General features: G+C 33.6%; 10 protein-coding genes. 2 read left to right on the top strand and 8 right to left on the bottom strand.

Going from position 1 to position 11,617, the window contains the following annotated elements; genetic code table 11:
• Positions 1–319: 319 nt before the first annotated feature.
• The 3 genes from COE53_RS14285 to COE53_RS14275 form a co-directional block, all read right to left on the bottom strand.
• The gene (locus COE53_RS14285; protein WP_025568528.1) at positions 320–1,636 is read right to left on the bottom strand and encodes a hemolysin family protein; all 1,317 of its coding nucleotides are present in this window, start codon (positions 1,634–1,636) and stop codon (positions 320–322) included.
• A gap of 163 nt (positions 1,637–1,799) precedes the next feature.
• Positions 1,800–2,216, bottom strand: coding sequence for a MerR family transcriptional regulator (locus tag COE53_RS14280; protein ID WP_286162579.1), 417 nt, complete (start codon positions 2,214–2,216; stop codon positions 1,800–1,802).
• Positions 2,217–3,059: 843 nt separating this feature from the next.
• Positions 3,060–3,944, bottom strand: coding sequence for an HD-GYP domain-containing protein (locus tag COE53_RS14275; protein ID WP_098948315.1), 885 nt, complete (start codon positions 3,942–3,944; stop codon positions 3,060–3,062).
• A gap of 259 nt (positions 3,945–4,203) precedes the next feature.
• Between COE53_RS14275 and serC the strand changes: the two genes are divergently transcribed.
• Positions 4,204–5,298 carry a 3-phosphoserine/phosphohydroxythreonine transaminase gene (gene serC, locus COE53_RS14270; protein WP_025568525.1) on the top strand — a complete coding sequence of 365 codons (1,095 nt, stop codon included), beginning with the start codon at positions 4,204–4,206 and terminating at the stop codon, positions 5,296–5,298.
• Positions 5,295–6,455 (top strand): phosphoglycerate dehydrogenase, encoded by a 1,161-nt coding sequence (locus COE53_RS14265; protein WP_025568524.1) that lies wholly within the window; start codon positions 5,295–5,297, stop codon positions 6,453–6,455. The genes serC and COE53_RS14265 overlap by 4 nt, the downstream gene beginning before the upstream one ends.
• 221 nt (positions 6,456–6,676) lie before the next feature.
• Here the strand turns inward: COE53_RS14265 and COE53_RS14260 are convergent, their stop codons facing one another.
• The 5 genes from COE53_RS14260 to COE53_RS14240 form a co-directional block, all read right to left on the bottom strand.
• The gene (locus COE53_RS14260; RefSeq protein ID WP_025568523.1) at positions 6,677–7,867 is read right to left on the bottom strand and encodes an acetyl-CoA C-acetyltransferase; all 1,191 of its coding nucleotides are present in this window, start codon (positions 7,865–7,867) and stop codon (positions 6,677–6,679) included.
• A 52-nt stretch (positions 7,868–7,919) separates the two neighbouring features.
• Entirely contained in the window at positions 7,920–9,338 is a 1,419-nt protein-coding gene (locus tag COE53_RS14255) for a sigma-54 interaction domain-containing protein (RefSeq protein ID WP_025568522.1), read from the bottom strand.
• Positions 9,339–9,427: 89 nt separating this feature from the next.
• The gene (locus tag COE53_RS14250; protein ID WP_025568521.1) at positions 9,428–10,204 is read right to left on the bottom strand and encodes a 3-hydroxybutyrate dehydrogenase; all 777 of its coding nucleotides are present in this window, start codon (positions 10,202–10,204) and stop codon (positions 9,428–9,430) included.
• 30 nt (positions 10,205–10,234) lie between these two features.
• A complete protein-coding gene (locus COE53_RS14245) occupies positions 10,235–10,891 on the bottom strand; it encodes a 3-oxoacid CoA-transferase subunit B (RefSeq protein ID WP_098948314.1) in 657 nt (218 codons plus the stop codon).
• Between the two features lie 12 nt (positions 10,892–10,903).
• Positions 10,904–11,605, bottom strand: a complete 702-nt coding sequence (locus COE53_RS14240) for a CoA transferase subunit A (protein WP_025568519.1) — start codon at positions 11,603–11,605, stop codon at positions 10,904–10,906.
• Between the last annotated feature and the right edge of the window lie 12 nt (positions 11,606–11,617).

Raw genomic sequence — 11,617 nt, 5'->3', positions numbered from 1 at the left:
ATCAAAAAAAGTATGCAATAAATACTAATCAAATAGCCATTACTTAGAGTAACCTAGCAGTTTTTATTAATCAGTTTGTAGTTCTATTAATATCTAACATTAAACTAAATTAATCAAATGAATTTGTTTTTCTAAGAATAAGCTCATAATTTTTTAACTTCTGAAAAAAACATTTCTAGTGTTATTGGAAAGATCATCGAGAAAAATATTTCATCATTATTAAATGTTCATTTAATGTCCGTTTTCCCTATTGATCATTTTATATTTCAACACTCTGAAAAGAAGGTATAAAAAATTATACCTTCTTCCCATCTGATCATTATGATTTTACTGCCTGAATTAACTCATTTTTTTTTATTTCAACTAATTTCACTTGGTGTGAATCTAATTCAACAACTTTGAATTCAAAGTCCTCAAATATGACAGATTCACCTTGTTGGATGTCGTGATTTTGAGTTAAAATCCAGCCACCAATTGTATCAACATCATCTTCCTCAACATATAGACCGAATAAATCATTAATTTCAGTAATTAATACTTTTCCGTCTACAATCTTATGTGATTCTGAAATATGTTGAACAGCTGGTTTTTCATCATCATCATATTCGTCACGTATTTCCCCAACAATCTCCTCAAGAATATCTTCCATTGTTAATAATCCCGCTGTACCACCATATTCATCATACAGTATTGCAAGTGGAATACGTTTCTTTTGCATTAGCAATAATAAATCATGGATTGCAATTGTTTCAATTACCTGAATAACTGGGCGAGTATAGTTTGCGAAATCGTATGTTTTTTCAACTTTTCCATCAAGATAGCGGATAAAAAAGTCTTTTACATTAACCATACCTAATATATCATCTTTATCTTCACCAAAAACTGGGTAACGTGTATATTTTTCGTTTTTAATTATTTCAATTTGTTCTTCAATTGGGTCTTCTGCATATAAACCGATAATTTCAGTACGAGGGACCATAATTTCTTTTGCAAGACGGTTATCGAATTCAAAAATATTATTTAAATATTTATATTCAGCTTGATTAATTTCTCCGCTTTCAAAGCTTTCTGATAAAATAATTCTCAATTCTTCCTCAGTATGAACTTCTTCTGATTCAGATGCTGGCTTAACTCCAAATAATCCTGTAAAAAATCTTGCAGAACTATTTAATGCCCAAATAAATGGATAAGCTATTTTATAGAAAACAATAAGTGGGGTAGAAAGTATTAGTGTGATCGATTCAGCTTTTTGAATAGCAACCGTTTTAGGTGCTAGCTCACCAATTACAACGTGAATAAAAGTCATAAATGAGAAAGCTAAAATAAACGAAATAGTTGTAGCGATTGTTCCGTTTAATCCAAGAAATTCTACGACTGGGTGTATAAGATGCTCAAACGTTGGCTCACCTAAATAACCTAATCCTAAAGCTGTAACCGTAATACCTAATTGACAAGCTGATAAATATTCATCCAAACTCGTCGTAACCTTTTTAGCAGCTACTGCACCTCGCTTTTTTTCGGCTACTAGTTGATCAATTCTACTTGATCTAACTTTCACTATCGCAAATTCTGCTGCTACGAAAAAAGCTGTAAGTGCGATTAAAACTGCAATCATAAACAAGTTAACTATGTCCAATGACGAACTCGAGTATATTACTCGAGTATTCACCTCCTGAGAATTTCAATCTACAAAAATATAAAATTATTATTTTACTTACTTAATAGATTACCATAATTTAGTAAAACATACATATTTTATAGGTTTAATAAATTGTTAAGTTTTAAAATTAATTTAGTCATTATTTTACAAAATGTTTCAATGTTTCAAATAACGGAAATGTATGATGTGATAATGAATCGACTAAAGCATTTTTTTCACAATCATTCATATCTGATATCACTGGTACTAATTGAGCTAATTTAGCTTCAAGCTCAATAATTTGATTTGATATTTGTTGAATTTGTTCAAAAACACAATTTTTTTGATTATAATTAGTTTGCAGTAAATCTTTTATCTCTTCTAAGGATATTCTCATTTTTTTACAATGTTCAATAAATCTGAGAGTCTCAATTGCCTCTGTGGAATAATATCGATAGTTTGATTCTGATCGTTTTGCTTCTAGTAACCCTAATTTTGTATAATAATCAATTGTTCTTTTTGAAACTTGAGCTATTTCAGCTAACTCACCAATGCGATACTCGATCCCAAGTGACAACCCTCCCCATTTTAAATAATATTTCTATTATATAATTTAGAAAGTATACAGTCAAACGTTACAGTTCTACAAATAAAGTCATAAATATGGTATTGAAATACATATTATTATAGATTTTTGAATAATCATTGTTGTTTTAAAGAAGTTTGTACGTTGATTTCCGCTTCAGGATGCTCGCTTTCCATAGGGCAAGACTTGAGCCTCCTCGGCAAGCCTGTGGGGTCTCAAGCTTCCCGCTTTTCCCATAGGAGTCGAGCACCTTACGCTCCAATCTTTTTCACCTTTTTTGTTGATTGATAATACCAATGAAAAACAACATTAATAATACAAGTGGTAAAAATAATTAAAGAGTAGTCTAATTTAATTAGACTACTCTCTTTTATCAGGGTATCTTGTCATTTGCAGTCGTTATGATTAATCTTTTTTATTGATATTAAGCTGATTTTTATCAGATTATTATTCGAATAAGAGGTATATTTGCTAATTCCATTTGAAAGTATCTACTAATGAACATTTCCCAACCCATAATACCTTAACTGGTATGGGTAATTTTTTATTTTATTTGCGATTCATTGGAATTTAATTGCTGTTTTGCTAATTTTATTTGCGGTTTTCTAATTTTAATTGCAGTTTTCATAAATTTAATTGCGATTCTCAGATTTTAATTGCAGTCCCTTCTTCTTTTGTACCTTTTCATCATTTATTTGCACAAATGATCTCCTTATTTTCAACTCAGCCTTTAATTCGTATGATTCCTTCTATAATTTTTTTCAAATCTATATTGATATACCAAAAAACGAGTGTCCCCATCTTTTGGGACACCCTCCATTTTTATGTATTATTTCATTCTCTTAAATCAAATAAGCTAAGGAAAACATCCGTAATTTCAGGATCAAATTGGATTCCTTTATTCTTTTCAATTTCCTTTAAGCAGTCGTCTAAAGACATCCCTTTACGATATAATCGATTTGAGATCATTGCATCATAGCTATCGGCTATTGCTACAATTCTAGCAGTTAAAGGAATTTGATTACCTTTTAACCCTTCCGGATATCCTTTTCCATCGTATCGTTCATGATGATATAAAACGATATCAAAAATGCCATTTTCATTAAAAATATCAATATGCTTAATAATGTCATATCCAATCACAGGATGTTTTTTAATTGTATTATATTCATCCTCAGTTAATTTCTCGTCCTTCAGTAAAATATGCTCCGGAATTCCAATTTTACCAATATCATGTAATAGCCCCCCTTGATGGATGACTGCACATAGACTTTGAGATAACTTCATTTTCTTTGCAATTTTATAACCAATATTGGCAACACATTCTGAGTGATGTGCAGTGTAGTTGTCTCTGGAATCTAACGCCTTTGAAAGAGCTAATATTAACTCAATCGATCCTGTTTTAACTTTCTGATATTGTTTCATTAAACCGACTGATATGTACGCGATCAAGTAGTATGTAATTAGATAGCTAATAATGTGCCCTGCCTGGGGAACTAAATAGTATCTAGCAAGCACTATTATTGTAGAAACCAAAATGATAAACCAATGAGGACGGTTATAAAAACCGAGACCAAATATTACAGTATTAAGCATGTACAGAAAGTAAAAACTATCATTTTTTACAGAAGAAATTAGATTGAATAAGACACTAACCACAAAAGAAATGTAAAAAGCATAACGAAAATAAACTGGATTGTTAAACCATTTAGAAATCATTTAAACTCCCTTAAATACAATATACCTATTAATTTTTCCATTATCTTCTAGAACATGCATATTTATTTATCAATCAAAGTATTAACCAACTTAATTTTTTATTTTTATTCATTTCGATCAATACCATTGCCTTTTCACTAATTAGAATATTAAAATTTTTTGTGAAATTTTTATTATTTTATTTCATCTTTTATTGACCAACGTATATCGGTGGTTTAAAGTAAGAATATTATAAAAATAACAAGTGAGGATGATTATTATGGAACGCGTCTTTAATTTCTCCGCTGGTCCATCTGTCTTGCCTGTTCCAGTATTGGAAAAAGTACAAAAAGAACTAGTTTCTTATGGTACTTCTGGTATGTCAGTTATGGAAATGAGTCATCGTTCGGCTGAGTTTGAAGGAATTATTAAGAAATGTGAAAGCTTATTACGTGAACTTTTAGAAATTCCATCAAATTATAAAGTGTTATTTTTACAAGGTGGAGCATCAACTCAGTTTTCAATGATTCCATTGAACTTATTAAGTAAGTATAAAAAAGCTGCTTATATTAATACAGGAACTTGGTCAAAGAAAGCAATCTCTGAGGCAAAAAAATATGGAGATGTTGATGTAATCGCTTCGTCTGAGGATGAAAATTTTTCATATATTCCTAATTTAGAAGATTTAGCCCTTTTTGAACAATACGATTATTTACATATTACAACGAATAACACGATTGAGGGGACAAAATACTCAACTTACCCTAAAACAAATTCTCCATTAGTTGCAGACTTTTCTTCAAATATTCTTTCTGAACCAATTGATGTGTCTCAATTTGGTTTAATTTATGCTGGTGCTCAAAAAAACATCGGTCCAGCAGGATTAACAATTGTCATTATTAGAGAAGATCTCATTGGAAGTGCAGATAAAAATTGTCCAACAATGCTCGACTACAAAACACATGTAGAAGCTTCTTCACTTTATAATACACCTCCTACATTCAGCATTTATGTAGCGAAGCTAGTTTTAGAATGGATTAAAGAATCAGGTGGATTAAATTCTATTTATCAAACTAATCTTTTAAAAGCTCAATTGTTATATGATTTTATCGATCAATCTGACTTGTTCTCTTCACCAGTTAAGAAAGAGAACAGATCACTTATGAATATTCCATTTACATCAACTTCTGATGAATTAAATAAGCAATTTCTTGCTCAGGCAAATTCAGCCGGCTTGGTGAACCTTGAGGGTCATCGATCAGTTGGGGGAATGCGAGCTAGTATTTATAATGCGATGCCATTAGAAGGCGTTGAGAAATTAGTTCATTTTATGAGTCAATTTGAAAAGAAAATAGTAGAGGAGATTGTAAGATGATAAAAATTCAAACATTGAATAATATTTCTGAGCACGGAATAAAAGAATTTCCTTTGGAAAACTATTCAATTAACAATCAATTAAATGAACCAGATGGAATTCTTTTAAGAAGCCATAGTATGCATGAAATGAACATACCAAACAGTGTTAAAGCAATCGCAAGAGCTGGCGCTGGTGTAAATAATATTCCAATTGATGAATGTACTTCACGAGGAATTGTTGTATTTAATACGCCTGGTGCAAATGCAAATGCAGTTAAAGAACTAGTTCTGACAAGTTTATTTCTTTCTTCACGACGAATTATTGAAGGAATTGAATGGACACGTTCTTTATTTGGTGAAGAAAATGTATCCAAAATTGTAGAAGCTGGTAAAAAAGAATTTGCAGGAGCAGAGATTGCAGGAAAGAAATTAGGTATTATTGGTTTAGGTGCAATTGGTGCACTTGTAGCAAATGACGCTCTTGCATTAGATATGGAAGTATATGGTTATGATCCTTATATTTCAGTCGAAACTGCATGGCGATTATCTAGGAATGTGCAGCGAATCGATAATTTAGAGCAGATTTTTTCAACATGCGATTATATAACAATCCATGTGCCTTTAACACCTGAAACAAAAGCATTTGTGAATGAAAAACTTTTATCAGGCATGAAAAAGGGATCAAGATTACTTAATTTCTCACGCTCTGAATTAGTAGATGATGCTGCGCTTGAATATGCGCTGAATAATGGGACTGTAGGAGTTTATGTGACAGATTTTCCAAATGAAAAAGTGATTGGCATGAAGAATGTCATTCCAATTCCTCATTTAGGAGCATCAACAGCTGAATCAGAAGAAAACTGTGCCCGAATGGCTGCAAAACAATTAAAAAATTATTTGGAAACAGGTAATATTAAGAACTCTGTTAATTTTCCAAATGTAGAATTACCTTATACAGGCAAAAAACGTATTACGATTGCGCATAAAAACATTCCAAATATGGTCGGTCAAATTACAGGATTACTAGCAAACTATCAAGTAAATATTGCTGATATGCTTAACCGAAGTAAAGGTGCTTTTGCTTATACAATGATTGACCTTGATGAAACGATCAATGGTCCAGTTGAACAGCTGTTAAAAGATATTGAGGGTGTTATTTCAGTAAGAATCATCTAACCTCAGACTGTTGACAAACGCTCGCTTTCTTCGTTACTTCGCCTGTTGAGCGGTGCTCATTACCGTCTAGGGTAACTCCGCTCCTCACCAGGCTTCGCGCCTCGAAAGACAAGCGCTTGCAATCAGTCTGAAACTCAGATTTTTTGTGTTTTTGTGTTTTTTGTCTACACAATGAAGCGGTAGGTCTCATTACAAGAGTCCTACCGCCTTTTACTTATTATTTATTCAAAACAATTTTCAATAATTGTCGCAACGCCTTCTCCTCCACCAATACATAGGGTTGCAAGTCCGTACTGTGTCTCGCTTCTCTTCATTTCATGTATCAATGTAACTAGTATTCGAGTTCCACTTGCACCAATTGGATGTCCGAGTGCAATCGAACCTCCATTTACATTGACAATATTTTCATCAAATCCGCATTCCTTCATGACAGAAAGCGATTGCACAGCAAATGCTTCGTTTGCTTCAATCAAGCCTATTTCACTTAATTCAATCGATGATTTTTCAAGTGCTTTTTTTGCTGCAAATGCTGCTCCAATTCCCATTATGCTCGGATCAACGCCTGCACTACTATTTGCATTTATTTTTACTAATGGTTTAATACCTAGTTCTCTTGCCTTACTTTCACTCATAATTACAACTGCTGCTGCGCCATCATTTATACCAGAGGCATTTGCTGCTGTAACCGTTCCATTCTTTTCGAAGGCTGGTCTTAGGGCTGAAATTTTCTCTACAGTAGCGCCAAATTTTGGATATTCATCCTGTTTAAAGATGATTGGGTCCTTCTTCCTTTGTGGAATTTCAATCGCAACAATTTCATCTTCAAATTTACCGGCATTAATTGCATTCTCAGCTTTTTGTTGGCTATTTACCGCAAACTCATCTTGTTTTTCTCTCGAAACTTCATAACGAACAGCCAAGTTTTCAGCTGTGTTTCCCATGTGATAATCATTAAACGCACACCATAATCCGTCTGCAATCATACTATCAACAATCTTTTGATCGCCCATTCTATAACCATCTCTTGCACCTTTAAGTAAATAAGGTGCTTGACTCATATTTTCCATACCACCAGCAACGATAATTTCAGCATCTCCTGCTATAATTGCTTGAGTTGCCAAATGGACTGATTTTAATCCAGAACCACAAACCTTATTTATTGTCATTGCTGAGACAGTATTTGGGAGTCCTGCCTTTAATGCTGATTGTCTAGCTGGATTTTGACCTAAACCAGCTTGAAGTACATTCCCCATTATGACTTCATCAACCTGACTTTCTTGAATACCCGCTCTATTAATCGCTTCTTTAATAACTTTAGCGCCTAATTCTACTGCACTTACATCTTTCAATGTACCACTGAAACTTCCGATTGCAGTTCTAACAGCACTAACAATTACAACGTTCTCACTCATTTTATTTCCTCCTTTTTCTTTCATCCTAATTAACCAAATCACATGAAATCTTTTAACTTTTTATGTTATAAGCTTTACATTTTTCATAAAAAGTTGACTTGCTTATTTCTAATAATTTTGCAGCTTCAATTTTATTACCTTGAGATTCAATTAGAGCTTTCTTAATTGCTTCCTTTTCGGTCTCTTCAACCATTTCTTTTAATGATTTTAAAGAATTTTGATTGTTTAATTGAGATACATTTTTTTCGAATTCGACTGTATTTTTTTGACTGGTTGGATTTTCATACAAATAAAGAGGTAATTGCTTTGGTGTAATCACTTTGCCATTTAGGACATTTATGCATCTCTCAAGTACGTTTTCTAGTTCTCGAATATTTCCTGGCCAATGATGCGACTTTAGAATTTGTAAAACTTCATTTGAAATTTGAATTCCGTTTCGATGAAATTTCCTTTCGAGTTTTTTTATTAACGAATCTGCTATGAGAGGTAAATCATTTATCCTTGATCTAAGTGGAGGAATGTCTATTTTAATTACATTTAAGCGGTAATACAGATCCTGACGGAATTCTTTTAATACTACCATCTTCTCAAGATTTCGATGCGTAGCTGCTATGACTCTTACATCAATGGAAATAGGAGAACTTCCACCAACTCTTTCAATCTCTCTTTCTTGAAGTACTCGCAGTAATTTACTTTGCATATGCAAGGACATATCACCAATCTCGTCTAGGAATATCGTTCCTCGGTTCGCAAGCTCAAATTTACCTTTTTTCCCACCTCTTTTTGCACCTGTAAAAGCACCTTCTTCATAACCAAAAAGCTCTGATTCTAGTAAATGCTCTGGAATGGAAGCACAATTTACTCGTACAAATGGAAAATTTCTTCTTGGACTAGCATCATGAATTGCATGTGCAAACAATTCCTTACCTGTACCAGATTCCCCAAAAAGTAAGATTGCAGATGAACTTGCAGATACTTGCTCTGCTAAATTTTTTGTAGCGTTAAAGACTGGCGTATCACCAATTATTTGATTGAAGCTATATTTACTATTTAATTCTTTCTCAAATTTTCTTTTATAATAGTTTAATTCTTCTACTAAAGGTTCTACTTTCTTAGAATACTCAATCCAATCTTGCGGATTTCGGAACATTACCGTTCCGACAGCACCTACTAATTCATCACCCACATAGAGTGGATAACGATTTGCTACCATTTCTGTATTTTTTATTGGATGGATCTCCGCTACCTCTGCCTGACCGGTTTTAGCGACTATATGCATTCTAGAGTTTTCAATAACATCTACTACAGGCATACCAATCACTTCATCAGCAGAACGCCCAACAAACTCACAATACGATTCATTCATATACAAAACTTTTCCTTCACGATTAACGACAACAATCCACTCAGTTGCAAGATTAATAATTTCGGAAATCCAATCAAAAGGAAGACTTTCTAACATACTATTCATTTCTTACCATACCTCACTTAAAGTAGTAGGGTTCTAGAAAGGATAAGAGCAGGAATCTCCCCCTGCTCAAACAACCTTTCACACTTATCCTACTGAACTGTATATCCTGCATCTATTACATTCGCTTGACCTGTTACCCCTCCAGTATATTCACTAGCAAGAAATACTGTATAATTTGCAATTTCTTTTACTGTAAGTAATCTTTTTTGAGGTACTAATGGATAAATTACTTCTTCAATTACACTTTCAATTGGTACATTTCTTGATTTTGCTAAGTCAGCCAATTGGTTTTGAACTAAAGGTGTATCAACATAGCCTGGGCAGATTGCATTGACTGTAATACCGTCACTCGCACCTTCTAATGCAGCAACCTTTGTTAAACCAATAACGCCATGCTTCGCAGAATTATAAGCAGCTTTACCAGCGAATCCTATTAATCCATTGATAGAAGCCATATTAATAATGCGACCATATTTTTGCTTTTTCATAATTGGAAATACATGTTTGATACTAATAAAAGGTGCAGTTAACATGACCTTAATAAGTAATTCAAATTTTTCAGTAGGGAAATCTTCAATTGATGAAACGTATTGTAAACCAGCATTGTTTATTAAAATATGTAATTCACCAAATTGATCGATTACTTTATGAAACGTGTCAACTACTTGTTCTTCATTGGTTACATCACAAGCATAACCAATCGCATTAAACCCTAGCTCTTGTAATGAAGTAGCTGACTTTTGAACTTTTTCCTCATTTAAGTCGGTTAAGACAACTGTTGCTCCTTGCTCTGCAAAGGTTTTAGCAATTTCAAAACCAATTCCACTACCAGCACCAGTTATCAGTGCAACCTTCTCAGAAAGCATTTGCTGCATTGGTTTGCCTCCTTTTAAAGATTAGTTCACGTTATTTAATAACTTCGGACTAATTGTAAATGTAGCCTCTGTTTTTTCAGTAATTTCTTGAATCGTTGCTCCACCAACGCATTCTACTAAAACCATTCCATTTTCTGTAAAATCAAAAACTGCTAATTCAGTAATTAGTCTATGAACTACACTTTTTCCAGTTAGTGGTAAAGTACATGCTTTTTTAACTTTACTTTCACCGTATTTATTTGCATGTTCCATCACTACAACGATTTTCTTAGCACCATTTACTAAGTCCATCGCACCGCCCATACCTTTTACCATTTTTCCAGGGATCATCCAGTTAGCTAGATCACCAGTTTCTGAGACTTCCATACCACCTAAGATAGCTAAATCAATATGGCCACCTCTAATCATCGCAAAAGACTCAGCGCTATCAAAATAAGAAGCTCCTTTTGCCGCAGTGACTGTTTCTTTACCTGCGTTGATTAAGTCAGCATCTAGGTCAGCTTCTGTTGGGTATGGTCCAATACCTAGTAAACCATTTTCGGATTGTAGCATTACTTCAATTCCTTCTGGAAGATAGTTTGCTAATAAAGTAGGTAGTCCAATTCCAAGGTTTACATACATACCATCTTGAATTTCTTTAACCGCAGTTTGAATAATTAATTGACGAATATCTTTCATGTTATTAGCCTCCTATACTCCTGTAGTCATTCTACGTTCAATTCGTTTTTCGTATGTTTCACCGTGGAATACGTGTTGTACATAAATGCTTGGCGTATGAATTGCATCAGCATCAAGTTCGCCAACTTCTACTACTTCTTCGACTTCTGCAATTGTAATCTTTCCAGCCATCGCTGCAAGTGGGTTAAAGTTACGAGCAGTTTTTCTAAAAATTAGATTCCCTTGCTTATCAGCTTTCCACGCTTTAACAAATGCAAAGTCTCCTACGATCCCTTCTTCTAATAAATAAGTTCTTCCATTAAATACTTTATGTTCTTTTCCTTCTGCGATTGGTGTACCTACACCTGTTGCTGTGTAGAATCCTGGGATTCCTGCACCGCCTGCACGAATACGTTCAGCTAGAGTCCCCTGAGGAACAAGCTCTACTTCAAGTTCTCCACTTAAGAACTGCTTTTCAAAAATTTTATTTTCTCCAACATATGAAGAAACCATTTTTTTAATTTGTTTATTTGCTAATAAAAGACCAAGACCCCAATCGTCTACACCACAGTTATTACTTACGATTGTTAAATCCTTTGTCCCTTTATCTCGTAATGCTAAAATCATTTTTTCAGGAATACCGCAAAGACCAAAGCCACCGACAATAATCGTAGCTCCATCATGAATTTGTGAAACAACCTCTTCAACTGAAGTAATTACCTTATTCTTGCCCATTATTTTGCTCCC

The organism is Bacillus sp. AFS029533 (genome assembly GCF_002585125.1).
GTDB lineage: Bacteria > Bacillota > Bacilli > Bacillales > Bacillaceae_G > Gottfriedia > Gottfriedia luciferensis_B.
Note: the sequence above shows the minus strand (reverse complement) of the source record. Positions and strands in the feature narration are given on the sequence as shown.

What these genes read in the sequence shown, in the direction of transcription:
- COE53_RS14250 (WP_025568521.1), bottom strand. Translation starts at nt 10,204, where the DNA reads ATGCTTTCTGAGAAGGTTGCACTGATAACTGGTGCTGGTAGTGGAATT.
- COE53_RS14245 (WP_098948314.1), bottom strand. Translation starts at nt 10,891, where the DNA reads ATGAAAGATATTCGTCAATTAATTATTCAAACTGCGGTTAAAGAAATT.
- COE53_RS14255 (WP_025568522.1), bottom strand. Translation starts at nt 9,338, where the DNA reads ATGAATAGTATGTTAGAAAGTCTTCCTTTTGATTGGATTTCCGAAATT.
- COE53_RS14240 (WP_025568519.1), bottom strand. Translation starts at nt 11,605, where the DNA reads ATGGGCAAGAATAAGGTAATTACTTCAGTTGAAGAGGTTGTTTCACAA.
- COE53_RS14275 (WP_098948315.1), bottom strand. Translation starts at nt 3,944, where the DNA reads ATGATTTCTAAATGGTTTAACAATCCAGTTTATTTTCGTTATGCTTTT.
- COE53_RS14260 (WP_025568523.1), bottom strand. Translation starts at nt 7,867, where the DNA reads ATGAGTGAGAACGTTGTAATTGTTAGTGCTGTTAGAACTGCAATCGGA.
- serC (WP_025568525.1), top strand. Translation starts at nt 4,204, where the DNA reads ATGGAACGCGTCTTTAATTTCTCCGCTGGTCCATCTGTCTTGCCTGTT.
- COE53_RS14265 (WP_025568524.1), top strand. Translation starts at nt 5,295, where the DNA reads ATGATAAAAATTCAAACATTGAATAATATTTCTGAGCACGGAATAAAA.